The sequence below is a fragment of the Acinetobacter sp. ESBL14 genome (genome assembly GCF_036668815.1).
GTDB classification, from domain to species: Bacteria; Pseudomonadota; Gammaproteobacteria; order Pseudomonadales; family Moraxellaceae; genus Acinetobacter; species Acinetobacter gyllenbergii.
This window is the reverse complement of record NZ_JAZEVS010000005.1, coordinates 207,581-233,725: the sequence shown is the minus strand read 5'-3', so window position 1 is coordinate 233,725 and position 26,145 is coordinate 207,581. Positions and strand designations below refer to the sequence as shown.

Here is a 26,145-nt window from a genome sequence, read left to right as displayed (position 1 = left end):
TATCCACAATTTATGTGGCCTTAAATAAAACTTGCTCACCCAGCACTTCAAAATCCAGTGCAGGAACCACAAAAGCAAAAGCTTCAGCATCATGATCTAAACCGAATTGTTGCAACAATTGAGGAGCCTGTAATGTACGAACCTCAGCGGCTTGAATCTGTTGAAACTGAACTGGCATCTGAATATCCCCTTGCGACATGCATGTCGGTTGATCCACCCATTCTGCCCATGCATGATCTTGATCAACCAAGAATCGAACTGCTTCGTCCCATGAGGAAAATAGACACTGCCATGCAGCAGGTAACTGTTTTTCACTTTGGATTTGCACATCACTCTTCAAGGAATAATGATCATCAACACTCATTTCAGTATGAATCACTTGTTCATCCCGTTGATGCTGAAACGTCGATGCATATTGTGCTGGCATCACGTCACTGGCCAATCGGCCACCCATCACATATAAGGCTTGATCAACGATCACTTGTTCAAAGATCACGGTCTTGGGCTGTGAGTCATCCAGATAAAAGCGCCAGTTACTTTGCAGGGGGGAAGGCATAAGCTGACGTAACTTGCCGAGGAAAGCAAAACCAAAATGCTGATGCTGATACGTCAAAATGGTAAAAATGGTTTTGCCGTCTTTTTCCCATAACGGTACGTATTTCGGATAGCGCAGACGTACTTGCTCAACATCAACCAACCAAGACAAATACACCACATTGCTGACCTGACTCTGCAAGCGCAGAAAAGGCAGTCGTCGCATGATCATACGACGGAGTTGCAACAGCAAACCACAACTTAAAATAGGCGCTAAAAGGCGAAATAAAGCGGTGGAAGTTGATAACTTTAAACGATGTCTATTCATTATTATTCAATAGATTAATGTTCTGTTTGAGCATAAACCGCTGAATCAACGACGTCTAGTTCAAATCGCTCTCAGCTTCTATTCTACAGTTTCAATGTTATGATACTTGCCATTGATTCACTCAACATGGAATTTTTGAAATGGCACAAAGCTTATTGGCACAACTTAAAGATGGCACAGCAAAGTTTGCTGATGTATTGGCATTTATCGAAGCTCGTTATCAACATACCCCAACCGCTTTTCAAAATGGCGCACAATCGAATGCTGCAACCGAAAATCAAGGCAGTGCCAAAGTACTTAGCTTCGCCAAAAGTGAAGGCTTGAGTCAAGCGGATACGCTCAGTTTATTTGCGGAGCATTATGCGTCTGTATTGGCAACACCAGAAGCCAACGACCATCAAAATATCCGCCAGTTTATGCAACATGGCTGGGATGGCGTTAAGTTTGAAGGTGAAGCACTCATTGCAAAATAAGAAAAAGGAGGTATTGAGCCTCCTTTTTTCTTTCATGTTTTAGGATTCAAGGACGCGACAATTTTCGCAAGTCTGTCGTTAAACTATAAAAATCTCCACCCATTTTGCCCACACTCTGAAGTTGCTGCTGATCAATCATTTGACCATTCCACAAATGATCAGCGACATAAATCGATTTCACATCCAACAAAGCCACAGTACCTCCTGATGGCAGACTACTGAGTTGAATCACCTCTCTTAACTGACATTCATAACGCACAGGTGCATGCTTCACTGCCAAGGCTGCAACCGTATGGCTGGGTTCAGACTCGATCTGTGCAAACTCAAATTCGCTTTGCTCTGGAGGCAATAAAGCACAGGATAAATTCATTTTTTCCAACAAGGCCGTATTGGCGATATGCACCACACATTCTTTGGTTGCAATCAGATTTCTGATGGTGTCTTTATCCTGCCCATTTCTTGGATTGACTTGTGAATACCACAGAATAGGTGGATTACAACTGGCGACATTAAAGAAGGAATATGGGGCGATATTGGCAACACCATCTGCGGATAACGTACTAATCCATGCGATCGGTCGAGGTGAAACTCCACCGACCAAAAGTCGGTAGATCTCATTGGGCTCTAAATCAGCAGTTTCAAAAATCATCGCAAAAATAGACCCACTTTAAGGACGTTCAGCATATTGCGGTAGATCATCAGCGATGCAATCCCACTCGGCTTTGGATGCAGCAAAAATATGCATGCTCGGTTTTTGTTGTAATGGTGTGTCTAAAGTCCCGATTCTTAAACGATAAAACTCTGGCTGTGCATCACGCGAACTGATCAATGGTGAACCACACTCCCCGCAAAACCAACGATACACACCCGATGCAGCAAATTTTTTAACCAGATGCTCACCCTGTACAATTTTAAAATCTGCACTGCTGATTGGTGCATTGGTTGCATAAGCCGTACCATTGGCTTTACGACAACGCTGACAATGGCATTGTATGATCTCACCAATTTCACCATGAATTTCATAGTGAATCCCATCACATAAGCAGCTACCACGATATATAGGCGAGATCTGAGTCATTGCACATTCCTTTAATGATTTTTCCACTAAAAATATAGGCTAGATCTCATCCCTATGCAAATTACAAATGGTATTGATTCAGAGCATTTCAATTTACTCCGACAATCTTTTGGATCGCCACCAACTAAATCTTTTGGCTTAAAACATCTTTGGCACGAGCATGATCAATATCCTTTTCCCAATGTGCAATCGCAACCGTTGCCACACAGTTTCCAATCAAGTTGGTACACGCACGTACAATTCCAATAAACCAATCCACGGATAACAGCAAAACTAAACCAATGGTTGGAAGGCTCGGAATCACAGATAAGGTTGCCGCTAAAATAACCAATGCTGAACCCGGAATACCATGTGCACCTTTAGAGGTCACTAAAGAAACCAATAAAATGGCGAGTAAATCATGCAGGGATAAATCAATATTGCAGGCTTGTGCAATAAATATCACTCCAAGCGTTAGATAAATAGAAAATCCATCGAGATTAAAAGAATAACCTGTTGGAATGACCAAGCCTACGGTTGATTCCTTGATCCCGAGATTTTTCAATTTTTTCATAATCTGTGGTAGTACCGAATCAGAAGATGCCGTTCCCAATACAATCGACAGTTCTGCTTTAAAATAATTCAGAAATTTGAATATATTCAAACCTGAAATTTTAAGAATTCCACCTAAAACAATCAGCACAAATAGAATACAAGTCACATAAAACAGTAAGACTAAATAGCCCAGTTGCATCAGTGAATCTACTCCAAATTTTGCGGTGGTATAGGCGACTGACCCAAAAACACCGATGGGAGCTAGACGGATAATCAAAGCCATCATTTTAAAAAACACTTCGGAAAAGGCTTCAATTGCCTTGCAAACTAGTTCGGCAAAATGTTTTGGAATCATTAATAACGCGATACCAAACAGAATCGCAATCAATAAAACTTGTAAAATATCGCCACGGGCAAAGGCATCTACAAAGGTTTTTGGAATAATATGTAATAAGAAATCTGCGCCCGAACTCATGCTATGTGCACGTTCGGTATAAACATTTAAATCCTTGCCATCTAGCTTCGTGATATCAATATTCATACCGACACCCGGTTTAAATATATAAGCAATCGCAATTCCCAGAATCAATGCAATAGTCGTCACCACCTCAAAGTATAGAATTGTTTTTGCACCCACTTTTCCCATTTTTTTAAGGTCATTTGCACCATACAGTCCAAGTACCACCACGCAGAAAACAATGGGGGCAATCAACATCTTGATCAATGCAATAAAGCCATCCCCTAGAGGCTTTAAAGCCAAAGAAAAATCGTGAAAGCTAATACCAATAATAATGCCAAGAATTAAAGCAAAAATAACTTGAAGAAATAGACTGGACTTAAACTGCTGCCACATTGAACATTCATCAATAACAAGATAAATCTCAACAGTGCAAGAAACTCGCCAACAAATAAAAATAGAGTGATTTAGAACATGAAAAATATATAAATTTAAGTCAATTCTTTTGAAAACATTATCTTATAGGACTGTGCTCTAAGCGTTGATGTACGCCTTCTCCCGCTGCACGCCCAGTTGCGAAACAAGCCGTCAGTAAATATCCCCCTGTTGGTGCATCCCAGTCCAACATTTCACCACAGCAAAAGACATAAGGATTGGACTGCAATTGCAGTTGTGGTGATACAGCACTTTGCTTGACCCCACCAGCACAGCTAATCGCCTCTTCGATTGGACGGAAGCCCTCTAAGGAGATTTGGAGCTGTTTGATTTGCTGTGCCATATGTTTGGCATCCGACCACAAGCTTTTTGCAACAACTTCACGCAGCAGATTAATTTTGACTTGATCTAAACCCGCTTTACGCCAAAGATTGGTGAGAGATTGCTTTTTATTGCCCTGTAATTTTTGTTCTAACTGATCAATACTGACATCAGGTAGCAGATCCAGATGTAATTGTAGATTCTGCTGTTGCGACAATTGTGCTCTTAAATTACGACCCAATTTATAAATCACGCCACTTTCTAAACCGTAATGAGTAATGATGATATCACCATGGCTTTGCTGTTCGGGATGCACCCATGCATTGACACGCTTCAGTGGCTGACCGAAACACGCCTGCATAAACGGCGACCATAGTTTCAGCACGCCAGCATTACTGGCTTGGAAAGGTTCAATCTCGCCTGAAGCTAACCATTGCTGCCATGCCCCATCACTGCCTAATTGCGACCATGACACTGCCCCACAGGCCAAAATAATCGCGTCATAGTTTGCGCTAAAACGCTGGATCTGGTTTTCTATCGTGAGTTGGTTATTGGATATATCCACACAACGATGACGGTAATGGAAACGCACACCATCGGTCATTAAGCGTTTTAACCACGCACGAAGTAAGGGGGCAGCTTTCATTTCAATCGGAAAAACCCGACCGGAACTTCCTACATAGGACTCAATACCAAGCCCTTGCATCCAGTTCTGAATCCACTGTGCATCCCATTGCTTCACCCAAGGCCCCAACCATGCAGCATGGTCATAACGTTGTATAAACGTATCGACGGGCTCCGCATGCGAGATATTGAGACCTGTTTTTCCAGCCATCAAGAACTTACGCGCCGCCGAAGGTTTCTGCTCAAATACATCAATTTCATAGTCGTATTGGCTCAATACTTCAGCAGCCATCAAGCCTGCTGGACCAGCACCAATAATCGCAACACGCTTAGACATCAGATTGCTCTTGCGCTTTTTGACCTTGTAAAGGGGCGAAGTCATCAAAACGCGTTACATAAGCTTCTGGTTTGCGGATGATCAACTGTTGGCACAACTCACCGCGCTCTAAATATTTAATTTCAAAATGCGTTCGGGCAGAATCTGCTGCAATTTTTTGCTTTTCGAAGGGCAGTTTCCACAGGGCTATTAATTGCTGTTCCGCTTCATCAATATATTCAGGAATATTGCTTGCCAGTGTAATCGTACCATTCGGTTGAAGGCGAGACAGTAGAAACTCGAAGAAAGGCATATTCAGCCAGCGCTGTGCCGGATTATGCGGTTCTGGATTTGGATAGAGAATAAAAAACTGTTGCACTTGCGCAGGGAACAGAGCATGCACTACCCACGGTAATGCATCAGCATGAATCGGATTTAAATACTCACGTGGCTCTAATTGGTGCTGCTTCTGCATCGCCAAAAATTTTTCTTTGGTTCGTTCAATTGCATACAACGTGGTGTGCGGATTTTGCCCCGTAAACAACAAGGCGTGCTTGCCTTTTCCTGCCCCAATTTCAACGCAGATCGGCGTATTGGGAATGGCAATAAAATCACGAGGGGCTTGCATACGTTGTGCTTGAAATTGACGAATCGACATAATCTCATCAAACTATCTAGAAATCGGCATAAGTCTAACAACTCACCTTACTTTTGCCTAATCTATTTAGTTTTTGTTTTAGGAATTTTCTATGCCACGTACATTTCCCTGCCCGCGTTGCGGTGAAGCCAGTACTTGGGAAGGTAATGCATTTCGTCCTTTCTGCTCAGAGCGCTGTAAATTGATTGATCTCGGTGCTTGGGCCAGTGATGAGTACAAACTGCCCACACAAGATGCGCCACAAGCTGATCTGAAACGGCATGAAGATGATTATGAAGATTAATCATCTTCTTGGTTAGTCGTGCCGAAATTAACCCGCTTTGCTTGCCACAAAAGGATTGAATTGCTTTTCATAACCGATGGTGCTCATCGGTCCATGGCCTGAGATAAATTGCGTTTCATCTGGCAGGCTAAAGCATTCGCGTTGAATCGAATCTAATAGCTGTTGGTGATTGCCTTTGGGAAAGTCAGTCCGTCCAATCGAACCTTTAAACAGTACGTCACCCGTCCACAACAAGCCATGCTTGGCGTTATAGAACATGACATGGCCTGGAGTATGACCTGGGGCAAAACGAACCTCAAATTCATCCTCACCCAATGTTAAGACTTCACCACCTTCAAGCCATTGATCGACTTTAACGGGCTGGGGAATGGGGAAACCATAACGCGCTGAGACTTCTTGAATCATGTCCAACCAGAATTGGTCTTCTTTATGTGGGCCAATCACTGGGATTTTCCAAGTTTCAGCCAATTCGCCTACAGCTCCAGCATGATCAAGATGTCCATGGGTTAACCAGAGTGCCTTGACCTTGAGACCCAATGCGTCTACTTCTTTTTTCAATACCGCCGCATCACCACCCGCATCAATCAAAATCGCTTCTTTGCTTTCACTGTCCCACAAGATTGAGCAGTTTTGGGCAAACGCAGTAACAGGGACAATTTTGACTTGTAGCATAGAAACCTCTGGCGAAATAAAGCGTCGATTTAACGATGGGCTAAGGTATGGGTCAGTGCGTCAAGATTAGCTTGAACCAGACTTGCAAGCAAATCTATATGTGCCTGATCTGCATTTAAGGCAGGAATATAAGCATATGCTCCACCGCCCGCATGCTGGAAAATTTCTTTATTCTGCATCGCCAGCTCTTCTAGTGTTTCCAGACAATCGGCTGAAAATGCAGGACTAATCACCTGTACGGACTGTACATTTTGCTCACCCCATTGTTGCAATAGTTGGTCAGTGTACGGCTTGACCCACTCTTGCTTCCCAAATCTTGACTGGAAGCTAATCGCCCATTCATCCTCGTTTAGATGTAAAGCCTCTGCCACCAAACGTGCAGTCACACGACAGCGATCGGCATAAGGGTCACCTTTATCCGCATAGGGCTGAGGAATTCCGTGAAATGACATCAATAATTTTTCAGCTTTACCATGCTGTAATTGATAGTTTAATACGCTATCAGCCAAGGCTTGAATGAACATCGGATGCTGATAATAATCTTTAATCAGCGTGATGCCAGGCAAATGGCGTTGCTGGGGAATCCACTTGGCGAATGCATCATACAACGGTGCGGTTGAGGTTGCAGAATACTGTGGAAATAACGGCAATAGAATCACATGTTCTTGTGGATTTTTTGCCAATTGATCCAGCACGGCATAAATGCTGGGTTGGCCATAGGTCATGGCAGGAACAACGGTCAGCTCAAACTGATGATTTTCTTCTTGTAACCGCTGTTTAATCAACAGTGTTTGTTCTAGAACAATTTCACGCATTGGCGAGTCATTTGACCAAACTGATGCATAAGCTTCAGCCACACGTTTTGGGCGAAAGGTCAGCACAAATACATGCAAAATGATCCACCAAAGCAGTTTGGGAATCTCAATCACCCGAGTATCAGATAAAAATTGCTTTAGAAAGCGTCGTACAGCAGGCACAGAGGCTTCATCAGGCGTGCCTAAATTTGCCAGAACTACTGTCACTTTAGGTTTTTGTGTCGCTAACATAGACCGCATCCGCTTTTCATTGAATTCATTCAATTACTTTAGCAGTTTTAGCGCTTTTTTCTAAATTGGATTAATGCATGGTCTTAAACTGAAAAACCCGATTACTATCTAGGACATTACTTTCTAGTAATTTCTGCCCTTTTGCCGTCAATTGCCACAGCATACGCTGACGATCATCGCGTCCAGTTGGCATAATCCATTCATTTTGACGCATCTGCAATTTAATCTCATGCAACGCCCGAATATTGACTTGAGCACGAGAAACCGCATGTGCTCTTGGCATCTCCTTGCGCGCATCTTCCAGACCCGTTTCATTTAAATATTCATTCATGCGTTTAGAAAAATATTCTTCAGGTGTTGGAATCACAAAGGCCGAGCCCAAAACATTTAATAATTGCGCCCATGTCATTTTACGATGTGGTTTAACTTCTTTGAAATTACCATCCTGATAAGCATGCATGCGATATTCAAAAGAATACAGTTCATGCATTGAGACTTTAGCAACATTGGTCAGTGGATCTGTTTCGCGGTTGCCCAGCTCTGTTTCCAGTTGTTTGACTTTGGCACGCAATGCATCAATTTCATCCCGCAATACCTGCGTATTTTGTGGACGGACCCAACCCACCACAGGATAACGTTCTAACATCTGCGGCATACTGGAGCGCACAGCGAGTTCTAAATCTCTTAATGTACGGTAACAAAAGACTTGATCGACTTCATGTTGAAGTTGCTTTCTAAATTCTTTAAATTTTTCTTTGAGTTCAGCTTTGGGATCATGCAATTTGCTATCACGCGATTCGGGATCTTCATGCATAAATACGATGACAGGCTTCTGTTTGGTCATCGCATAAATGTATTCCAGATGCATATAGCCCACACCTGAAACGGATTGCTCGCCATACTGACTGCCTAATAGAATCACCACATAGTCACAATCATCAATCTGACGACGTGCAATCGAGGTACTTAAGGGTGTACGTTGCTCTAAACCCCAAGACAGGAATCCCATTCCCACAAGAGTTTGTGCCAAAACCGCTCGCTCTGGTTGCATTTCATTACCAGAGGTGGAAATAAAGACTTGATAACGAGTATCTTGCATAGGCGAAGCCCCAATTCATTTATCAATAATATCAAGTATGCATCTTGATTTTTATTAACAGCTAACCCCAATAAAATCTATAAAAACGGCACGATTTAGTGATTTTCCACCCTAATATCGTCCAGATTTTTAATCTTCCATGTAAATTGCTCAGGGATCAGATGTTGTAAAACTGCTTGCAGCGCTACAGCATTGTTCCCACTGACATAACATTCGATCCGTGTAATATTATGACGCAATTTGTCACATAATAACCCATTTTTAATTAAAATATACGCGGTTTGTCGCGCAACTGCTTGTCCAGAATCAATTAATTTTAATTTTTCGTCAAAAACCTGACGAATCGCGTCTTTTAAAAAGGGATAATGGGTACAGCCCAAGACTAAAAAGTCAGCACCTTGTTGAACCACAGGCTGCAAAACCTGCTGCAACACCGTCAAACAAGCAGGACTCATTTGTTGTCCCGCTTCAACAAAAGGTACCAATTCCAGATTGGTCACGGTCAGGACTTTAACCCCTGCTGGTTGGGCAAAGTTTGCCATCACATCTTTAATCAGCTGTCCACGAAAGGTTGCTGGCGTCGCCAGTACCGCTACAACGTTAGACTGTGTTTGAATCACTGCAGGTTTTAAGGCAGGGACTAAACCTACAATTGGAAAACGCTCGCCATAATGGTCACGTAAATAATCCAGACTAAATGCAGATGCCGTATTACAGGCAACCACCGCAATTTTGCAGCCTTGACGATACAACCATTCTATTGCTTGTGCGGTAAGTTGACGGATTTCCTGATCGGAACGCGCGCCATAGGGTACATGTGCGGTATCGGCATAATACAAAATGCGTTCATTGGGTAAATGTCGGGCAATCTCCTGTGCCACCGATAATCCCCCCACACCTGAATCAAAAACGCCTATCGGTGCATCTGCTGATGCATGTGGCATAGGATTGAGTAAAAGAGGCATGGTTTGAACGGCAGTCATATACGCACGGATATTCGGTTATTCACTGGTTTAAGCTTAAACCTCAGGTGCTCAAATGCAAGATCAAATCACCACTTTTTAGTGTTAAAACCGTCTCGCCTTGTGCATTTTCAGACAAACTGCCGTAGTTGACGAGATGATAAAAACTCTGCCGCTGGATCAGGGCATTGATCCCGAATCGAACATGCACATAGGGCCTTAACTCCCCCTGATATTTGCGCATAAAAATCGGATGCGCTTCATCGACAATCACCACATCCTGATTGCATGTGGTCAGCTGTAAATAAGTGTTCCCTTCAAGCTCGACCTGATCAACCTGATTGATCAATAAAGGCTCATCTTCAACCTCGATTTCGATCTGTTCAACAGGGGTTTTGAGGTAGAATTTGCCATCCTCTTTCCAGAGCACCTTGGTAAACAGGTCCAGAAGCGCTTGGCGTTTGACCAATTGACCTTCGTGCCACCATTCGCCATTGGCTTTTACACGTAGATCCATTTTGCCGCAATGCTTTGGGTGCCATTGCTCTAAAGGGGGAATTGACCTTTTGTGACTTTGCTGTACATCTTTTATGTATTGTGCAATGTCCATTAAGTTTTTATCATCAGAAAACACGATTTTTCCCTTATTTTGTAAAGAGCTTTGTGGAGAATCATTTTCATTTATCATAGTTTATGCCTTGCTGACGAGAAAATATGACCACTCAGCCAATTGGCGAGATCAAGGATTAAAACTATACTATCCCAAACGTTTGCAAGCACAATACTATCATTTGTGTTTGGCAATTCAGAACACTCATGGCAGCACCGAATCGCAATATTACGGTTGCCACCCCTAAAAATATGAGGAGTCCTACATGGAACACATCGAACGTGAAGCGATGGAGTTTGACGTAGTGATCGTAGGCGCAGGACCTTCGGGTTTATCTGCTGCGATTAAAATTCGTCAATTAGCGATTGAAAACAACCTGCCTGATCTTTCTGTTTGTGTTGTTGAAAAAGGCTCTGAAGTAGGTGCGCATATCCTTTCTGGTGCTGTACTTGAACCACGTGCCATGAACGAATTATTTCCGAACTGGAAAGAAGAAGGCGCACCTCTCAATGTACCTGTAACGGGCGACGAAACATATTTCTTATTGTCTGATAGCAAAGCACAAAAAATGCCGCATTGGATGGTACCAAAGTCAATGCACAACGATGGAAACTATGTAGTTTCCCTTGGTAACGTGGTTCGTTGGTTAGGTCAAAAAGCGGAAGAACTTGAAGTTTCAATCTTCCCGGGCTTTGCTGCTGCTGAAGTGCTTTATCATGAAGACGGTACGGTAAAAGGCATCCAAACAGGTGATATGGGGATTGGCAAAAATGGTGAGCCAACGCATAACTTCACGCCTGGTTATGAGCTACATGCCAAATATACCTTATTTGCCGAAGGCTGCCGTGGTCACCTCGGTAAACGCCTAATCGCAAAATTTAATCTCGACAAAGATGCTGATCCGCAACATTACGGTATCGGGATCAAAGAACTTTGGGAAATCGACCCTGCAAAACACAAACCAGGTTTAGTGATGCATGGTGCAGGTTGGCCTTTATCTGAAACAGGTTCTACTGGTGGTTGGTGGTTATATCACGCAGAAAATAACCAAGTTACCATGGGCATGATCGTCGATTTATCGTATGAAAATCCGCACATGTATCCATTCATGGAAATGCAACGTTGGAAAACACACCCAACCATCAAGCAATTCCTTGAAGGTGGCAAACGTATTTCTTACGGCGCACGTGCTGTGGTGAAAGGCGGCTTTAATGCTTTACCTAAACTTACCTTCCCGGGCGGTTGCTTGATTGGTGATGATGCTGGTTTCTTGAACTTCTCAAAAATCAAAGGCTCACACACCGCAATGAAATCAGGCATGTTGTGTGGTGAAGCAGTGTTTGAAGCGATTGCTGCGGGTGTTGCCAAAGGTGGTGATCTTGCCATTGCACGTGTACTTGAAGGCGAAGACCACTTTGACAAAGAGCTCACTGCTTATACCGATAAATATAACAATTCTTGGTTAAAAGAAGAGTTATATAGCTCGCGTAACTTTGGTCCAGCAATGCATAAGTTCGGTCAATGGATTGGTGGTGCATTTAACTTTATCGATCAAAACATCTTTAAAGTGCCATTCACGTTGCATGATCTTAAACAAGACTTTGCCGTGCTTAAAACGGTGGATGCTTCAACGTTTAAACCAAACTATCCAAAACCAGATGGCAAGTTGACTTTTGACCGTTTATCTTCAGTCTTTATCTCAAATACCGTACATGAAGAAAACCAACCTGCGCACTTGAAGTTAACTGATCCGTCAATTCCAGTGAACGTGAACTTACCAAAATGGGATGAGCCAGCTCAACGCTACTGCCCTGCTGGTGTTTATGAAATCATGGAAAATGATGATGGTTCTAAACGCTTCCAAATCAACGCAGCCAACTGTGTCCACTGTAAGACTTGTGATATCAAAGACCCATCACAAAACATTACGTGGGTAACGCCTGAAGGCGGCGGTGGTCCGAACTATCCGAATATGTAATAAAGAATATAAAAAAACCAAGCTTCGGCTTGGTTTTTTTATGCTTCGCTTTTTTAATCGATTAGATCTAACACATCAGTCTGGATTAACGCAAAAGTAAATTGATTCCAAAATGTATTAAAGTCTTTAGGTATATCCTGTAAATCAACAAAATTAAAATTATTCCTTTCAATCTCCCAGTGCCGACTTAATTTTCGTCGAGCTTCGGCAAAGATCAGCTGATTTTTTCTAAGATACTCGGTCAATATAATTTCATCACGATGGCACTCAGCGCTTAACACCTCAATTGCCTGAATCTGCGCCTCTATATTTTCCTTAAATTCGGCATGTTGAAGCAACCACGTTAAATCAAAAATATCTTTATATCGGGGATTTACTATACATTGATGCAATTTCCATGCAATTTGAGTTGCTAACGATGGTGTTTGCTTCAGCTTAAAACTCGGCCCTACTAACGGCTGATAATTCAAATTTAATTTACTATCACTCACATCCAAATTAAATGAAACATCAACTTCAATCTCGACCATCTGCTCATTAACCCAAGCATGGAAAGCGGTACTCACTGTTGGAAAATCCTCTGACATCACATAATCCAGCTCCCACCAATATGAATCTATAGGAAAAACGTCATAGCGAATACCGTCATCAAGCTGAACCGTGGTTAGATAATGCATCCAATCATTTAAATGAGCTTGAACACCTCTTTTATCCAATAAGGGCTTTAAACATACCCAATCTAAATCTATAGGCTTTCGGTGAATATGCTTAGGAAAATACTGCCGTGTCAAAAAACTCCCTTTCAGTACAAAAGGAAAATAGGTGTGGCTTAACGCAAAACGGCGAATGAGCCCCTCATAGGCCATCATTTTTAGTTTATTCATATTCTTCTCAGATTTTAAATCAACCAACCTTGATCCAGTGCATCATTAGAATCATAGATGCAACTTTCATGAATTTCTTTGTGTGGCGTATATTTTTGATCAATCAAAGCTTGTCTCAACCGACCAACTCGCGCTCGATAATGTACTATTGAGTGAGATTCCCTTAACGTAATAAAACGAAATTTTGGCTGCCATTTTAAAGCATTATAAGAAAGATGAGCGCCATGATCGTGGCAAAGCCGCTGTAGTTGCTCTACATGATGATATTCAATCAATGCATGCCACTCATAATATTGAATATGATTCAAATAATTTGAATGCAGCGGTATTTCTATTTTTGTTCTGAGCACATCAAGGTGATGTGCTTGAAATAAACGAATCCACTGATTAATGAAAACAAATAATTCTTGCAAATGACTCGTAGTGATTATTTTTGAAAACATCATTTGCTTGGGGTAGGTCCCTTGCGCCAATACAATTTCTAAGGCTTTCGCTTGTATTTGCTGACATAATGTTAAAAATCGTTGATGCAAAACCGTAGAATTCTTGACATCAACGGTCAAATGAACCTCAAACAGTTGCCTTTCATTAGCGCTAATAAATTCACCCTTTCTGCACTAGATAACGATATTCCGTATTGCTGTTTTCATCCAAACTTTCTTCGTTTAATACCAACTCGTGTCCGAGATGCATACAAAATTTTGGAATATCCCATGAGGTAGACGGATCTGTGGCAAGCACCTCAACAACATCACCTGACTTGGCTTTGCGAATAGCTTGATGCAGCATCATCACCGGTTCAGGGCAACGTAAACCTCGCGTATTAATTTGAACAGCGGGAAGTTTGGGTTGTTCAGACATCATTAAACTCAAATATTCGAATTGTCATATTTTAGCATAAACCGCTCAGATGAAAATCATCAGCAGCATTTTGAAAAACTGTACGTTTTTTACATAGTTTTATTGATGCATATCCGCTTTATCTTCGGTATGATGAAAATCATCTAATTGATATAGAGAGTCTTTAGGAAAGATCATGGTCGAGGAATCCAGTCCGTCGTGGGGTATGCGTGGCTTAAGAAAATGGTTAGGCACCGCACCTGAAACCCGCGATGAATTACTCAAGTTAGTTCAAGACTCACGTCGCTTTTTAGAGCCAGATACTGTTGCTATGCTTGAGGGTGTTCTCGATCTGCCAGCAACCAAGATTCGAGAAGTCATGACACCGCGTACAGCGATTATCAGCTTACAGGAAGACGATCAATTACTTGATATTCTGCATGTACTGATTGATTCGGCACATTCACGCTTCCCTGTATTTTCAGCAGATCAAAGTGACAATGTGGTCGGCATCTTATTGGCGAAAGATCTTTTGCCATTTTTAACCGAGCGCAATGTCAAAGTCGATATTCGTTCATTGATGCGTCAGCCTGTTTTCGTGCCTGAAAGTGCACGCTCAGACCAAGTGCTACGCATGTTAAAAAATACCCAGACCCATATTGCCATCGTGATTGATGAATATGGCTCAACCTCGGGTTTGGTTACCCTCGAAGACATTCTTGAAGAGATTGTGGGCGAAATTGAAGATGAGCACGATATTGCAGATGAAGAAGCACTGTATATCGTACCAGACAATGACCCAACCACAGCCAATACTTGGATAGTGCAGGCACTTACACCAATCGAACACTTCAACACTATTTTAGATGCAGATTTTTCTGACGATGAAGTTGAAACTATGGGCGGCTTACTGCTGCAAGAGATTGGTTTAGTGAGCGATTTACAAGGTCAAACCATTGAACTTGGAGATTGGCAATTTACCATTATTGAAGCAGATGCACGCACTATTCATCTGATTCGAGCTGTCCGTCAATGAGAACCTATTTTGAGAAGCTGCTAAATCCATCTCAAGCACACACTCAGCTTCCTTTTATATTTCCCCTTTTGATTGCACTGATTTCAGGTGCAATCTTTAGTTTTGCCTTAGCACCCTATTATTTTTGGTGGCTCGCGATTTTATCGCCTGCATTATTGTATGCAGTATTACGTCAACGTAGTCCACGCCAAGCCTTTGCACTGGGTTGGGCTTATGGTTTTGGTTTATGGTTCGTCGGTGCTTTTTGGCTATTCACCTCTATCCATACCTATGGCGATACCAATGCCTTTTTAAGCATTTTGATGATTGCTTTTATGGCGGCTGCGATGGGTCTATTTACAGCCTTCCAAACTTGGCTGTATCGGCGCTTCTTCCCTGAGACACCGCTGACTTTCGCGCCACTTTGGGTACTCTTTGAATGGGCCAAGACATGGGTGTTCACTGGTTTCCCATGGTTGTTTGCAGGCTATGCCTTCACTGAACGTCTGCTCGATGGCTATGCGCCGTTATTTGGCGTTTATGCCGTTTCATTCGTCGTGATTGTGTTGGCCTGTGCTTTAGTTGAGATTCTAAATCGTCGCTGGTTCTGGGCAATTCCTTCTGCCCTACTGATACTGGGTGCTTGGGGCGCTGGATTGATTCAATTCGTTCAACCGAAAGCAGCCAAACCACTCAGCGTTTCCTTGGTTCAGGGCAATATTCCGCAAGACTTGAAATGGCTCACCGAATACCAGATCAAAACCTTAGAGATTTACGCCACACTGACTCGTGCTGAATGGGGTCGTGATCTGATCGTCTGGCCTGAGTCATCTATTCCGATGTTCCAGACTGATATTCCAGAATTCTTGGATGCGATGGCCGCGCAAGCAAAGAAAACCGATACCGCTTGGGTCACAGGTATTCCTTATTGGGATCTACCTAAATCACAACAAGTCGGCGAGCCGTTGTATTACAACAGTATTATGGCATCGGGTAGTGATTCATCGGGTTTGTATAAGAAGCAACGTTTAGTGCCTTTTGGTGAATATATTCCGTTATCAGGTGCGCTGAAATGGGTATTACCTGCCCTTCAAAATGATGTCAGCATGAGTGGTTTTTCACGTGGTGAGGCCTATCAGAAACCTTTAATGGTGAAAGGCCATGCATTGGCTGCAGCCATTTGCTATGAAGTGGCTTATCCCAACCTGACCCGTCGCAATGCATCAAATAGTGACTTCTTAATTACTGTGTCGAATGATGCATGGTTCACGGGGACGGCTGGACCTTGGCAACATCTGCAAATGGTACAGATGCGAGCCAAGGAAAATGGTCGTTGGTTTATTCGCGCCACCAATACAGGTGTGACTGCATTTATTGATCAGCATGGTCATATCGTAAAACAAGCACCAATAGATCAAGAAGCCGTATTACGTGGCGAATTACCTGCCATGCAAGGGCAAACGCTGTATAACCGCCTAAGCGATTACCCGATCTTAATTTTATCATTGCTTTTATTGATCGTAGGCTGGATCTATCGTCCGCGTAAAGTTGATATTAGCTTCAAATCCCGTCGATAAATTACAGTAACTTTGTGCCCAGAGGAACATCAAACTCTGGGACACAAAGCGCGACATCCCCGTCTGCATTATGAAAACCCGTCACCAGACATTCAGACTGAATCGGCCCAATCTGCTTTTTCGGGAAATTCACCACAGCAACCACCAGTTTTCCAAGCAAATCTTCAGGTTGATATAGCTTGGTAATTTGCGCACTGGATTTTCTGATCCCCAGTTCTTCACCAAAATCTACCTGCAAAATATAAGCGGGTTTTCGCGCTTGTTGAAACACTTCCGCTTGAATGATTCTACCCACACGTAATTCAACCTTAGTAAAATCATTCCATTCGATCTGTTGCATGCTTTTTCCTTTTTGCTCTTTTAAGCCCAGTTGCAGCATAGCGAATCTATCCAACTCAATAAATACGCTTATTTTTATTTTCTATTTAGCGACTTCATGCTAAATTAATTGTGCTGATTATAAAGCCGTAAACGTTTACGTCAATCAACGTGCCAACATATCTCCAACAAGGCTTGGAGCTATTTTATCTAGATATTTTTATCTTGGATAAGGCACTGGCGTTTGTTGGTTTACGGAGTCAAAAATGCAGAATTCAAAATCTTCTACTTTTAATTTTCAGAAAATTCCAAATCGTTACGCATCCATTGTTTTACCCTTCTTTTTATCCATTATTATGACTTTCATCGTGTCTTGTATAAGTACACTGAGAAGTATGGGCTTTGAGCAGTTCTCTTTCGCAACGTGGATGTCCGCGTGGGGAATTTCATGGCTAATTGCTTTCCCTGTGCTGCTCTTGGTCTTGCCTGTCGTGCGCAAGTTAACCCTGCTCTTGGTTCGACCAGTTTAACTGCAGACCATAAAAAACGTAGATCTTTGGTCTACGTTTTTATTCACAATATAGGCTTAGAAATTAATCGACAATTGCACCGATAAATACGCCACCAGACTGGATAAAAACAGCATCGGAATATAGCGATAGGCTTTAAACACAAGCTGCTCATATTTAGAAATTAGCTCGTGGTTATTCCAGACACTGGTTTTTAAGGCACTGAGAAAACACAATACAAACCATGCACTCAACATACTCAATGCAAAAAAACCAATCATGATTTGGCTGCTTCCTTCTGAAGCTTGCCACAAACTTAATGCACCTTCACTAAAAGGCAATAAACTTAAGATGAGCAATACAGATTTAAGCATTGCCCAATGAAACTGATTCAGTTCATCCAACACAAAAAATGCTTTCATCTGATCTCCACATCTTATTTCAATGGTCTGAATTTATTATGCAAAGCTTTGATCTAAAGAAGAAGTCTATTTTTCTGCATAATTTCTTTTTCTTGTAACTATTAAATATGGGAATAATTCTTATTATAACTCTCACATATTCAATATTTTATTTATTTTATATTTTTCAAAATTTTAGCTTGTTATTTATAATTAAGAAACATTATCACTTCACTCTAGATTTATTTAATTCAAAAAGTGAAGTGATATTTTATTTCATCATTATGGCTGATAATAAATATCGGCATCATTGCCTTCGCCACCTTCTTTACCATCCGCACCAAACGAATATAAATCAAATGCACGACCTTCACGCCCTGGGATCACATACTGTAAATCATTTTCCCAACTGTCTTTTGGATAACCACCTTTGACATAACCACCTGGCAACCAGTTTTTCGCAGAAGCAGGTTGATTCACCAACGCATCCAAACCACCATCCTGCATCGATGGGTAACGACCATTGTCTAGCTTATACTGATCCAACGCACCCGCAACACCTTTTAAAGTAATACTGGTGGTATCCACTTTGGCCTTTTCACCACGCCCCATCACGTTCGGAACGATCAATGCAGCCAGAACACCTAAAATTACAATAACAACCATCACTTCAATGAGTGTAAATCCTGAGGCACGATTCATTCGAGCAACGCTCGAACGTGCCGCAAGAGAAGAGGCTATGCTTCGAGTGCAAGGATTCAAGCTTTGTTCAACATTGTGCTTATTCATTGAGTTATTCATATTCATCTCTATCATGTCACTCATCAAATCATATTGTTCATATTAATAATTGGCAACATTACCGCAATCACAATCACCAATACAATTGCTGCCATAAAAATCAGCATCAAAGGTTCAAGTAAAGCCAGTAATGTGGAAATAAAGGTGGTCACCTCACGATCTTGCATGGTGGATGCACGATCCAACATACGATCTAGCTCGCCTGATGCTTCACCGCTTCGAATCATTTGTACCATCATTGGGGGGAAATAACCGCAACGCTCCAATTGCGTTGCCAAATTACCACCTTCTGTTACACGCTCCATCGCCACTTCAATGGCATCACGAATTACCCAGTTATTACTGACTTCCGCCCCAATTCGCAAGGCTTCAACCAAAGGTACGCCAGAACGGGTCAGAATCGACAAGGTGCTGGCAAAACGTGCCGCATTTATACCACGCGAAAGTTTACCAAATAGTGGCAATCTGAGCGTTAATCGGTCAAATGCATAATGTCCTGCCGTGGTTCTTAAAAAACGGGTAAACAAGATCACCGCGATAAAGGCCAGAATAAGCATGCCCAACCACGTATGTCGAATAAAGGCACTGGCTTTCATCAAAGCAACTGTAATCCAAGGCAAGGCTTCTTTGCTTTGTTCAAAGGTTTTGACAATTTCAGGCACGACGTAGGTCATCAGGCCCATCACAATCCCAAAAGACATCAGCATCAGTACAATCGGATAGATCATCGCGCCCTGCACTTTCTTCTGCATAGCAAAACGGTTTTCGGTGTAGTCGGACAGTTGATCTAGAATCAGATCAAGATGACCTGAACGCTCACCCGCAGCAACAGTTGCAATATACAGTTCAGGAAATCGCCCCGACTGCTGCATACTTTTCGCCAGTGAGTGTCCTTCCAAAACCTTGGATCGTACGGCGATTAATAAGTTTTGGACATGTGATTTTTCACTTTGTTTACTCACTGCACGCAGTGCTTCTTCAAGTGGAATTCCCGCAGCGACCAAAACTGAAAGCTGACGGGTCATCAAAGCCAGATCATAGGCACTAAAGCTTTTTTTAAACCATGAACGCTGTTGTTGTTTGTCTTTTTGCTCAACCGCATCGACCGCAATCGGTGTCCATGCTTTATCACGTAACTGTTGGCGAATTTGGCGTGCGGAATCCCCTTCCAGCACACCTTTATGTTGCTTTCCAGAAGCATCAATAGCTGTAAATTGATAAGCAGGCATGGTTCTGTTCTAATTGTCCCAAAATAGTAGTCGTTAAGTTGCATCCGTGTATGGGATGAGGAACCTTGTTCCGCAAGAAATTCATCGACATATTGCACAGCACTTTAGCATAATTATATGACATACAGTCATGCCATTTTACACATGAATGAAGCCGATATGCCTAGCCAAAATTCTAACGCTATTCTCTACCGTATTCGAGTCGCGATACCCGTCTATGTGTATGACACATTTGACTACACGGTCAGTGCTGAGCAATATGCGCAGGCGCAAATCGGTGCACGCGTTGCGATTTCTTTTGGGCGGCAAAACCTCGTAGGAATCATTACTGAAAAAGTAGATCCTAACGAAACATTTACAGGCCAATTCAAACTTAAAGCGATTACTGAACTGCTCGATGAAGAAGCCATTCTAGATCAACAAGTTTTAACTTTGTTGACATGGTCTGCACAATATTACCAATTCCCGATTGGTGAGGTGATGCAAAGTGCCTTGCCCACCTTATTAAGACAAGGGCGTGCCTTGGATATCCTGTTTCATCTATGGAAAATCACTCCGCATGATGACCCCAATGCCTTATTAAAACGTTCACAAAAACAATATGATGCTTATCAGGTTTTAAAGCTTCATCCACACGGTGCTACGGAGAATGTGCTCAATCTCAGTGGTGTAGAAACCTCAACTTTAAAGGCATTAGAAAAAAAGGGCTTGGTTGAATGCTGTCTAGAACCGCATGATTTCACCCCAACGCCTGTGCAACTGGCACAAGTCCCTTTGACACCCAACGAAGATCAAAAGAAAGCAATTCAACAGATCCTCAAAGCACAGCATCACTATCAGGCATTTTTACTCGATGGTTTGACCGGTAGTGGCAAAACTGAAGTTTATTTGCAAGTCATGCATGAGGTGTTAAAACAAGGCAAACAAGTATTGGTACTGGTGCCTGAAATTGGTCTAACCCCGCAAACGGTTGCTCGTTTTAAGTCACGTTTTCATTGTGATGTGGCCTTACTGCACTCAGGCTTAAATGACTCAAAACGTTTACAGGCATGGCAACATGCACAAACGGGCAAAGCTTCCATTATTATTGGTACACGCTCTGCAATCTATACCCCACTGCCGCATCTAGGCTTAATCATTCTAGATGAGGAACATGATCTCTCCTTTAAGCAGCAAGAAGGTTTTCGTTACCATACCCGTGATGTGGCTTTATATCGTGGTCATTTACAGAACTGTCCTGTTATTCTCGGTTCAGCCACCCCAAGTATTGACAGTTATCACTTGGTGGAATCGGGCAAATTACATCTGCTTGAGTTGAATCAGCGTGCAGGCGTCGCTGTACTGCCGAAAATGTATGTGGTGGATTTAAAAGTCGCAAAAAAGAAGCATGGTCTCAGCCAAACGCTCATCGAACAGATCAAACATACTTTAGAACGTAAAGAACAGGTGCTGATCTTTTTAAATCGACGTGGTTATGCGCCGATCCTGATGTGTGAAAGTTGTGGTTGGCAAGCCAACTGCCCACATTGCGATGCGCATTTTACTTTGCATTCACAGCCCTACCATTATTTGCATTGTCATCATTGCGGCACCATCAATCGCCTGCCTGATCATTGTCCTGCCTGTCAGAAACAAAGCTTAAAAACCCTTGGAGCAGGAACAGCAAAACTTGAAGAACATTTACAAGAATTGTTTCCTCACAATGAGGTAATTCGGGTCGATCGGGACAGTACCAGTCGAGTAGGGAGCTGGCAAAAGATCTATGATCGCATTCAGCAAAATAAGCCGAGCATTTTGTTGGGTACGCAAATGCTGGCCAAAGGGCATCATTTCCCGCATGTGACCCTCGTTGCGATTTTAGATATTGATGCCGGACTGCTCAGTGTTGACCCACGTGCGCCTGAACGAACCGCACAACTGATTGTACAGGTCGCCGGCCGTGCTGGTCGCGGCGAGCATAAAGGCAGTGTCTATTTACAAAGTCTGCGCCCTGATCACCCGATGCTGACTACCCTAATTGAGCATGACTACCGCACTGTTGCCAAACAAATGCTGGCTGATCGCAAAATCGCACTCCTTCCACCCTATCGCTATGCGGTATTGGTTCGGGTTGAATCTAAAGATCGCGACTATAGCCAACAATTCTTAGCTGATATTGCCCAACAGCTGAGAGCAATGGCGGGCGATACCGTGGATATATGGGGTCCCATTCCTGCACCGATGGAACGTAAAGCAGGACGTTATCGTGCGCATATGGTGATTTTGTCGCCTGATCGCGCCAAACTGCATTTTTATTTACGTCAATGGTGGCAACAAGTGGTACATTTACCACGTCAGCATCTACTCAGACTTTCGATTGATGTTGATCCACAAGAGTTTAGTTAAAAGCTAAGCGTACACTGATTCAAATGACCAGTAGCATTTCAGAATATCATCTTTGCAGATCATATTTTTATAGGTGCCTCATTTAAGTTAGTCTAGACAGAATAGAAAAATTGAGGCATTCAATGTCTTTACTGCTCCCGATTATTTTTTTACTGGCTGCGGCTTTAATTTTTGTTCCTTTGACAAAACGCTATGCCTCCACCACTGTTTTGGGTTATCTCATTGCAGGGCTTTTACTTGGTTCCAGTGTTTCTGGTTTGATTGAAGACCCGCACCTGATCCAGCAATTACTGCATGTTGGTATGATTGCGGTGATGTTCTTTATTGGGTTTGCTTTTCGCCCTCTACAACTCTGGGCAGAGCGCAGAGGCATCTTAAAAAATAGTGGTTTACAATATCTGGTCACCACTATCCTGCTGGTTGGAGCATGTTTCATCCTGTTTCATCAGCTGCTGATTAGTCTGATACTTGGATCTGCTTTAGCGCTCTCTGCGGTCATTCTCCCACAACAACTACTCCAACAAAAACAACAGCTCAATCATAAATTAGGGCAAGCATCGCTGGCGACTTTACAGTTTCAGGCTTTTATTGCCGTCCTTCTGATTGCACTTTTTCCTTTATTGGAAGACACGGCCTCAACCCGTCATGGGATTGCTTATTTTGCTGCAATCATTGCCACTATTTCAGGCCTGTTCCTCGCCAGCCGTTATTTGGTTCGACCTGCATTCCGTTTTTTAGCGCATAAAAATAGTATTCATCTCATTCCTGCGCTCAGCTTATTGGTACTGCTTGCTGTGATCCTGATCATGGATATTCTCAATATTCATGTCTTGATTGCTGCATTTTTAGCAGGCTTGCTACTCGCAGAAACCGAATTTAAAACTGAAGTTGAACGTATTCTCGACCCTTTTAAAGATGCAGCAACAGGCTTATTTTTTCTGGCGATTGGCTTGGGCCTTTCATTGGCGCCTTTAACTAAAACACCACTGCTGATTCTGGCTTCAATCTTTGCTTTGATCTTGATCAAGGCCGCTGTGATTGGCGCGATCAGCTATTACCAACAACGCCATGCCAAACTCAGTACTCGCTTTGCAATCACCTTGGCACAAAGTGGTGAATTTAGTTTTATTCTACTCAAGCTGGCAGAAAGCGAAAATTTACTCGGCAAAGACTTATTAGAACCAGCCTTTCTCATTATATTCGGGTCGATGCTTTTCACTCCGCTCCTATACGAATTATTTGATCGAAAAATTTTGCCCATGCTACAAAAGAGTAAAATCGCGGTGGTTGATGCCGATGTTCCACAACATCCAATTCTCATCATTGGATTTGGTCGTTTTGGACAAGTCATCGCACGCGCTTTACATGCACAGGGTAAACACTTTAATGTGATCGATAGCAACCAACCTGATGCTGATTTTATTGAACAATACGGGCATCGTTTTATTGATGCCGATGTGACTCAAGTCGAAAACCTACGTGCTGCAGGAATCGAATATTGTAAATTACTGATCGTTGCGATTGATGATGTTGAAGACAGTATGAATCTGGCGCGGCACCTGCGTTTAAACTACCCAGATTTAACGCTTTTAGTCCGTGCTCGTGACCGTCACCATGCCCATTTACTGCATGGTTTAGGCATCTCACAGATTTGGCGTGAAACTTATGCTTCATCGTTAAATATGGCGCAGCAGGCCTTGATTGAAACGGGTCTTTCCAGCGATGAAGCAGAAATGCAGATGAGGCAATTCAAACAGGAAGATCAACGACTGCTGATACAGCAACACTGGACACACGATCAACAAGACATGATTGAAAGCTATCCAAATGCTATAGCCGAACTAGAGTATTTATTTGCACATACAAAAACTTTGCATATAGATCGTGTGAGCAATGATCAAAACACACAAAGTGATGCAAATTCACCCAATGAAGCATCTTGAGTTTTAGCAAACTGACACCATTATTGACTGCATACATGCACCTTTTTATAAAGCCCGAAGTGCTTTTCAAAGCAAGCTATTGCTTTGTTTCCCCCTAGAGGGGTACTGGAGAAAAATATGTCTGATTTACGCCAACGCTTTTTTATCGAAGACTGTCCTGTTCGCGGTGAAGTGGTTCATTTGGAAGAAGCGCTTCAAACCATTTTGGCGCAACGTGAATATATGCCTGCGGTACAAAGCCTCTTGGGTGAAATGCTCAGTGCAACGGCCTTACTTGCCAGCACGCTCAAGATTCATGGCCGTATTAGCTTACAGATTCAAGCGACCGGTACCTTCAAATGGGCCATGGCCGAATGCAACCATTTAGGTGAAGTTCGTGCCTTGGCTGATTACGAAGAAGATCCTCGTTTTGTCGAAGGTACAGACAGCCGTACTGTGCTTGCTGCGCTTAGCAATCCAGTATTGTTCATCAATATTGAGCCTGAACACGGCGAACGTTATCAGGGGATCGTACCGCTTGATCAACCAACCTTGGCAGGTTGCTTGACCCAATACTACGATTTATCGGCACAGATTCCGACACATATCGTTCTGGCTACCAATCAGCAACGTTCAGGTGGTTTATTGATTCAGCTCCTTCCTCGTAACGATGAAGAAGAGCAAAAAATGGTAGACGAAGATCTATGGCCTCGTTTGACCATGTTGACTGAAACCTTAAAACCAGAAGAACTGACAGATCTTTCAGCCAATGAAATTCTTTATCGTTTGTATAACGAAGAAGAAGTGCGCTTACCTGAAGTTGAACAATTAAAGTTTGGCTGTACCTGCTCTAAAGAACGTTGTGCCAATGCCTTGATCCAAATCGGTGTGACTGCAGTTCATGAAACACTGGAAGCTCAAAACCCAATCCAGATGGATTGTCAGTTCTGTAATACCCGTTATGAATTTACCGCAGAAGAAGCTTTGGGTTTGTTCGGTGAACATTTAAGTTAATTGACCAAATGTTAAAAAATAAAAAAGACGGGCTTCCGTCTTTTTTTATTTTGTATTAAGGTCTATGCGATAAAACAATGCTCAAATCTCCCAATAACATAGACTCTAACTTTGCCTTATGAATTACTTCGAATATTTACTGTTTATCATCAGTGTGATTGTGCTGATTGCGACCCCTGGTCCTGTGATGATTTTAGTTGCCAGTGCTGGTCTTAAGGGTGGCTATAAAAAGGCACTAGAGACGATTTTTGGAACCAACTTCGCCTCTTTAATCCTGATTTTTATTTCCGTACTCATTCTCAAAGGTTTTCTTACTATTGATGAAAACTACCTCAAAGCCATTCGGATATTAGGCTGTCTCTATATTGCCTATCTGGGCTATAGCATCATTAAAGAAGTGTTTCAGGCACCACATCCAACCGCCATTCAAACCGTATCTGCACAAAGCGGTGGCTTTAAAAAAGGCTTTCTGGTGGGAATTTCCAATCCGAAAGATATTATCTTCTTTTCGGCATTTTTCCCGCAGTTTATTCACATCTCACCGAACATCAATTTCAGTTTAAGTCTACTGACGGTGACTTGGATTATTTTGGATTTCCTCACCCTGTCTTTGGTCTATCTGTTCTTCCGCAGCCTTTCTCAAAGTAGTATTTATCCTAAGATTCTAGGCCTGTGTGGTGTCCTGCTAGTATTAATTGCACTCTATGGTCTGGTTGATACTTTTCTCTAGTCAATCACCGCAATACCAGTCTAAATTCTTTATCCACTGTGCTTGAAGCGCAGCGGAACAAGTCTTATACAATCGAATCCATTGAAATCTCTTGGATTCGTTTCATAATGAA

28 protein-coding genes are annotated in these 26,145 nt (G+C 42.5%); 10 read left to right on the top strand and 18 right to left on the bottom strand.

Translation table 11 applies throughout. The features are described from left to right. Positions 1–10: 10 nt before the first annotated feature. Complete coding sequence (locus tag V6E90_RS16225; RefSeq protein WP_332605891.1) at positions 11–862, bottom strand: DUF2071 domain-containing protein; 852 nt, start codon at positions 860–862, stop codon at positions 11–13. A 140-nt stretch (positions 863–1,002) separates the two neighbouring features. Between V6E90_RS16225 and V6E90_RS16220 the strand changes: the two genes are divergently transcribed. Beyond that, positions 1,003–1,335 carry a HopJ type III effector protein gene (locus tag V6E90_RS16220; RefSeq protein WP_332605890.1) on the top strand — a complete coding sequence of 111 codons (333 nt, stop codon included), beginning with the start codon at positions 1,003–1,005 and terminating at the stop codon, positions 1,333–1,335. Between the two features lie 46 nt (positions 1,336–1,381). On the opposite strand, the gene V6E90_RS16215 is transcribed toward V6E90_RS16220, so the two are convergent. The 5 genes from V6E90_RS16215 to V6E90_RS16195 form a co-directional block, all read right to left on the bottom strand. Next, on the bottom strand, positions 1,382–1,984 hold the full coding sequence (locus V6E90_RS16215) for a flavin reductase family protein (RefSeq protein WP_065343669.1): 603 nt from the start codon (positions 1,982–1,984) through the stop codon (positions 1,382–1,384). Positions 1,985–2,002: 18 nt separating this feature from the next. After that, positions 2,003–2,413, bottom strand: a complete 411-nt coding sequence (locus tag V6E90_RS16210; RefSeq protein WP_065343668.1) for a GFA family protein — start codon at positions 2,411–2,413, stop codon at positions 2,003–2,005. A 124-nt stretch (positions 2,414–2,537) separates the two neighbouring features. Further along, complete coding sequence (gene dctA, locus V6E90_RS16205; RefSeq protein ID WP_016542380.1) at positions 2,538–3,800, bottom strand: C4-dicarboxylate transporter DctA; 1,263 nt, start codon at positions 3,798–3,800, stop codon at positions 2,538–2,540. Positions 3,801–3,918: 118 nt separating this feature from the next. Beyond that, positions 3,919–5,121, bottom strand: coding sequence for a TIGR03862 family flavoprotein (locus V6E90_RS16200; RefSeq protein WP_332605889.1), 1,203 nt, complete (start codon positions 5,119–5,121; stop codon positions 3,919–3,921). Next, positions 5,114–5,758 carry an SAM-dependent methyltransferase gene (locus V6E90_RS16195; protein ID WP_332605888.1) on the bottom strand — a complete coding sequence of 215 codons (645 nt, stop codon included), beginning with the start codon at positions 5,756–5,758 and terminating at the stop codon, positions 5,114–5,116. Before V6E90_RS16195 ends, V6E90_RS16200 begins: the two co-directional genes overlap by 8 nt. A gap of 91 nt (positions 5,759–5,849) precedes the next feature. Between V6E90_RS16195 and V6E90_RS16190 the strand changes: the two genes are divergently transcribed. Continuing rightward, entirely contained in the window at positions 5,850–6,041 is a 192-nt protein-coding gene (locus V6E90_RS16190; protein ID WP_016542377.1) for a DNA gyrase inhibitor YacG, read from the top strand. A gap of 27 nt (positions 6,042–6,068) precedes the next feature. Here the strand turns inward: V6E90_RS16190 and V6E90_RS16185 are convergent, their stop codons facing one another. The 5 genes from V6E90_RS16185 to V6E90_RS16165 form a co-directional block, all read right to left on the bottom strand. After that, positions 6,069–6,713: an MBL fold metallo-hydrolase gene (locus V6E90_RS16185; RefSeq protein ID WP_016542376.1), complete on the bottom strand. Its 645-nt coding sequence runs from the start codon at positions 6,711–6,713 to the stop codon at positions 6,069–6,071. Between the two features lie 29 nt (positions 6,714–6,742). Beyond that, a complete protein-coding gene (gene hemH / locus V6E90_RS16180) occupies positions 6,743–7,759 on the bottom strand; it encodes a ferrochelatase (protein ID WP_332605887.1) in 1,017 nt (338 codons plus the stop codon). 70 nt (positions 7,760–7,829) lie between these two features. Continuing rightward, positions 7,830–8,858 carry a DUF4062 domain-containing protein gene (locus V6E90_RS16175; RefSeq protein ID WP_065343664.1) on the bottom strand — a complete coding sequence of 343 codons (1,029 nt, stop codon included), beginning with the start codon at positions 8,856–8,858 and terminating at the stop codon, positions 7,830–7,832. Positions 8,859–8,953: 95 nt separating this feature from the next. Then, positions 8,954–9,841, bottom strand: coding sequence for a glutamate racemase (gene murI / locus V6E90_RS16170; protein ID WP_332605886.1), 888 nt, complete (start codon positions 9,839–9,841; stop codon positions 8,954–8,956). 43 nt (positions 9,842–9,884) lie between these two features. Next, positions 9,885–10,508 (bottom strand): DUF1285 domain-containing protein, encoded by a 624-nt coding sequence (locus V6E90_RS16165; protein WP_251116229.1) that lies wholly within the window; start codon positions 10,506–10,508, stop codon positions 9,885–9,887. 187 nt (positions 10,509–10,695) lie between these two features. On the opposite strand from V6E90_RS16165, the gene V6E90_RS16160 reads away from it, so the two are divergent. Then, positions 10,696–12,408, top strand: coding sequence for an electron transfer flavoprotein-ubiquinone oxidoreductase (locus tag V6E90_RS16160; RefSeq protein WP_065343662.1), 1,713 nt, complete (start codon positions 10,696–10,698; stop codon positions 12,406–12,408). Positions 12,409–12,461: 53 nt separating this feature from the next. On the opposite strand, the gene V6E90_RS16155 is transcribed toward V6E90_RS16160, so the two are convergent. Genes V6E90_RS16155 through tusA form a run of 3 tightly spaced genes read right to left on the bottom strand, consistent with a single transcriptional unit; the run spans position 12,462 to position 14,153 of the window. Beyond that, positions 12,462–13,292: a nucleotidyl transferase AbiEii/AbiGii toxin family protein gene (locus V6E90_RS16155; protein WP_332605885.1), complete on the bottom strand. Its 831-nt coding sequence runs from the start codon at positions 13,290–13,292 to the stop codon at positions 12,462–12,464. A 14-nt stretch (positions 13,293–13,306) separates the two neighbouring features. Next, entirely contained in the window at positions 13,307–13,855 is a 549-nt protein-coding gene (locus tag V6E90_RS16150) for a hypothetical protein (protein WP_065343660.1), read from the bottom strand. Positions 13,856–13,895: 40 nt separating this feature from the next. Further along, the gene (gene tusA, locus V6E90_RS16145; protein ID WP_332605884.1) at positions 13,896–14,153 is read right to left on the bottom strand and encodes a sulfurtransferase TusA; all 258 of its coding nucleotides are present in this window, start codon (positions 14,151–14,153) and stop codon (positions 13,896–13,898) included. A 175-nt stretch (positions 14,154–14,328) separates the two neighbouring features. On the opposite strand from tusA, the gene V6E90_RS16140 reads away from it, so the two are divergent. Together V6E90_RS16140 and lnt are read left to right on the top strand one after the other, a co-directional pair. Continuing rightward, positions 14,329–15,168 carry an HlyC/CorC family transporter gene (locus V6E90_RS16140; protein ID WP_004656129.1) on the top strand — a complete coding sequence of 280 codons (840 nt, stop codon included), beginning with the start codon at positions 14,329–14,331 and terminating at the stop codon, positions 15,166–15,168. Then, the gene (gene lnt, locus V6E90_RS16135) at positions 15,165–16,724 is read left to right on the top strand and encodes an apolipoprotein N-acyltransferase (protein WP_332605883.1); all 1,560 of its coding nucleotides are present in this window, start codon (positions 15,165–15,167) and stop codon (positions 16,722–16,724) included. The genes V6E90_RS16140 and lnt overlap by 4 nt, the downstream gene beginning before the upstream one ends. Position 16,725: 1 nt before the next feature. Here the strand turns inward: lnt and V6E90_RS16130 are convergent, their stop codons facing one another. Next, entirely contained in the window at positions 16,726–17,064 is a 339-nt protein-coding gene (locus V6E90_RS16130) for a tRNA-binding protein (protein WP_023270886.1), read from the bottom strand. A gap of 244 nt (positions 17,065–17,308) precedes the next feature. On the opposite strand from V6E90_RS16130, the gene V6E90_RS16125 reads away from it, so the two are divergent. Next, complete coding sequence (locus V6E90_RS16125) at positions 17,309–17,572, top strand: DUF2798 domain-containing protein (protein ID WP_016660484.1); 264 nt, start codon at positions 17,309–17,311, stop codon at positions 17,570–17,572. Between the two features lie 56 nt (positions 17,573–17,628). Here V6E90_RS16125 and V6E90_RS16120 read toward each other — a convergent pair whose 3' ends face one another. The 3 genes from V6E90_RS16120 to gspF form a co-directional block, all read right to left on the bottom strand. Continuing rightward, positions 17,629–17,973, bottom strand: coding sequence for a hypothetical protein (locus V6E90_RS16120; protein WP_023270887.1), 345 nt, complete (start codon positions 17,971–17,973; stop codon positions 17,629–17,631). 261 nt (positions 17,974–18,234) lie between these two features. Next, positions 18,235–18,777, bottom strand: a complete 543-nt coding sequence (gspG, locus tag V6E90_RS16115; RefSeq protein ID WP_032865799.1) for a type II secretion system major pseudopilin GspG — start codon at positions 18,775–18,777, stop codon at positions 18,235–18,237. Further along, positions 18,777–19,982: a type II secretion system inner membrane protein GspF gene (gene gspF, locus V6E90_RS16110; RefSeq protein WP_016542363.1), complete on the bottom strand. Its 1,206-nt coding sequence runs from the start codon at positions 19,980–19,982 to the stop codon at positions 18,777–18,779. The genes gspG and gspF overlap by 1 nt, the downstream gene beginning before the upstream one ends. 159 nt (positions 19,983–20,141) lie before the next feature. Between gspF and V6E90_RS16105 the strand changes: the two genes are divergently transcribed. The 4 genes from V6E90_RS16105 (at position 20,142) to V6E90_RS16090 (ending at position 26,033) form a co-directional block, all read left to right on the top strand. Further along, positions 20,142–22,367: a primosomal protein N' gene (locus tag V6E90_RS16105; RefSeq protein WP_442881265.1), complete on the top strand. Its 2,226-nt coding sequence runs from the start codon at positions 20,142–20,144 to the stop codon at positions 22,365–22,367. 122 nt (positions 22,368–22,489) lie between these two features. Next, positions 22,490–24,310 carry a cation:proton antiporter domain-containing protein gene (locus V6E90_RS16100; RefSeq protein WP_332605882.1) on the top strand — a complete coding sequence of 607 codons (1,821 nt, stop codon included), beginning with the start codon at positions 22,490–22,492 and terminating at the stop codon, positions 24,308–24,310. A 117-nt stretch (positions 24,311–24,427) separates the two neighbouring features. Continuing rightward, complete coding sequence (gene hslO, locus V6E90_RS16095; protein ID WP_016542360.1) at positions 24,428–25,303, top strand: Hsp33 family molecular chaperone HslO; 876 nt, start codon at positions 24,428–24,430, stop codon at positions 25,301–25,303. Between the two features lie 118 nt (positions 25,304–25,421). Then, entirely contained in the window at positions 25,422–26,033 is a 612-nt protein-coding gene (locus tag V6E90_RS16090) for a LysE family translocator (RefSeq protein ID WP_332605881.1), read from the top strand. Positions 26,034–26,145 lie beyond the last annotated feature (112 nt).

Bases quoted from the DNA above. Each gene is read 5' to 3' on its own strand.
- V6E90_RS16210 (WP_065343668.1), bottom strand. From the start codon at position 2,413: ATGACTCAGATCTCGCCTATATATCGTGGTAGCTGCTTATGTGATGGG.
- V6E90_RS16125 (WP_016660484.1), top strand. From the start codon at position 17,309: ATGCAGAATTCAAAATCTTCTACTTTTAATTTTCAGAAAATTCCAAAT.
- V6E90_RS16120 (WP_023270887.1), bottom strand. From the start codon at position 17,973: ATGAAAGCATTTTTTGTGTTGGATGAACTGAATCAGTTTCATTGGGCA.
- V6E90_RS16195 (WP_332605888.1), bottom strand. From the start codon at position 5,758: ATGTCGATTCGTCAATTTCAAGCACAACGTATGCAAGCCCCTCGTGAT.
- V6E90_RS16185 (WP_016542376.1), bottom strand. From the start codon at position 6,713: ATGCTACAAGTCAAAATTGTCCCTGTTACTGCGTTTGCCCAAAACTGC.
- V6E90_RS16215 (WP_065343669.1), bottom strand. From the start codon at position 1,984: ATGATTTTTGAAACTGCTGATTTAGAGCCCAATGAGATCTACCGACTT.
- V6E90_RS16225 (WP_332605891.1), bottom strand. From the start codon at position 862: ATGAATAGACATCGTTTAAAGTTATCAACTTCCACCGCTTTATTTCGC.
- tusA (WP_332605884.1), bottom strand. From the start codon at position 14,153: ATGTCTGAACAACCCAAACTTCCCGCTGTTCAAATTAATACGCGAGGT.
- hslO (WP_016542360.1), top strand. From the start codon at position 24,428: ATGTCTGATTTACGCCAACGCTTTTTTATCGAAGACTGTCCTGTTCGC.
- V6E90_RS16155 (WP_332605885.1), bottom strand. From the start codon at position 13,292: ATGAATAAACTAAAAATGATGGCCTATGAGGGGCTCATTCGCCGTTTT.
- gspF (WP_016542363.1), bottom strand. From the start codon at position 19,982: ATGCCTGCTTATCAATTTACAGCTATTGATGCTTCTGGAAAGCAACAT.
- V6E90_RS16190 (WP_016542377.1), top strand. From the start codon at position 5,850: ATGCCACGTACATTTCCCTGCCCGCGTTGCGGTGAAGCCAGTACTTGG.
- V6E90_RS16160 (WP_065343662.1), top strand. From the start codon at position 10,696: ATGGAACACATCGAACGTGAAGCGATGGAGTTTGACGTAGTGATCGTA.
- lnt (WP_332605883.1), top strand. From the start codon at position 15,165: ATGAGAACCTATTTTGAGAAGCTGCTAAATCCATCTCAAGCACACACT.
- gspG (WP_032865799.1), bottom strand. From the start codon at position 18,777: ATGAGTGACATGATAGAGATGAATATGAATAACTCAATGAATAAGCAC.
- V6E90_RS16220 (WP_332605890.1), top strand. From the start codon at position 1,003: ATGGCACAAAGCTTATTGGCACAACTTAAAGATGGCACAGCAAAGTTT.
- murI (WP_332605886.1), bottom strand. From the start codon at position 9,841: ATGACTGCCGTTCAAACCATGCCTCTTTTACTCAATCCTATGCCACAT.
- V6E90_RS16140 (WP_004656129.1), top strand. From the start codon at position 14,329: ATGGTCGAGGAATCCAGTCCGTCGTGGGGTATGCGTGGCTTAAGAAAA.
- V6E90_RS16200 (WP_332605889.1), bottom strand. From the start codon at position 5,121: ATGTCTAAGCGTGTTGCGATTATTGGTGCTGGTCCAGCAGGCTTGATG.
- dctA (WP_016542380.1), bottom strand. From the start codon at position 3,800: ATGTGGCAGCAGTTTAAGTCCAGTCTATTTCTTCAAGTTATTTTTGCT.
- V6E90_RS16090 (WP_332605881.1), top strand. From the start codon at position 25,422: ATGAATTACTTCGAATATTTACTGTTTATCATCAGTGTGATTGTGCTG.
- hemH (WP_332605887.1), bottom strand. From the start codon at position 7,759: ATGTTAGCGACACAAAAACCTAAAGTGACAGTAGTTCTGGCAAATTTA.
- V6E90_RS16105 (WP_442881265.1), top strand. From the start codon at position 20,142: ATGCCTAGCCAAAATTCTAACGCTATTCTCTACCGTATTCGAGTCGCG.
- V6E90_RS16175 (WP_065343664.1), bottom strand. From the start codon at position 8,858: ATGCAAGATACTCGTTATCAAGTCTTTATTTCCACCTCTGGTAATGAA.
- V6E90_RS16130 (WP_023270886.1), bottom strand. From the start codon at position 17,064: ATGCAACAGATCGAATGGAATGATTTTACTAAGGTTGAATTACGTGTG.
- V6E90_RS16165 (WP_251116229.1), bottom strand. From the start codon at position 10,508: ATGATAAATGAAAATGATTCTCCACAAAGCTCTTTACAAAATAAGGGA.
- V6E90_RS16100 (WP_332605882.1), top strand. From the start codon at position 22,490: ATGTCTTTACTGCTCCCGATTATTTTTTTACTGGCTGCGGCTTTAATT.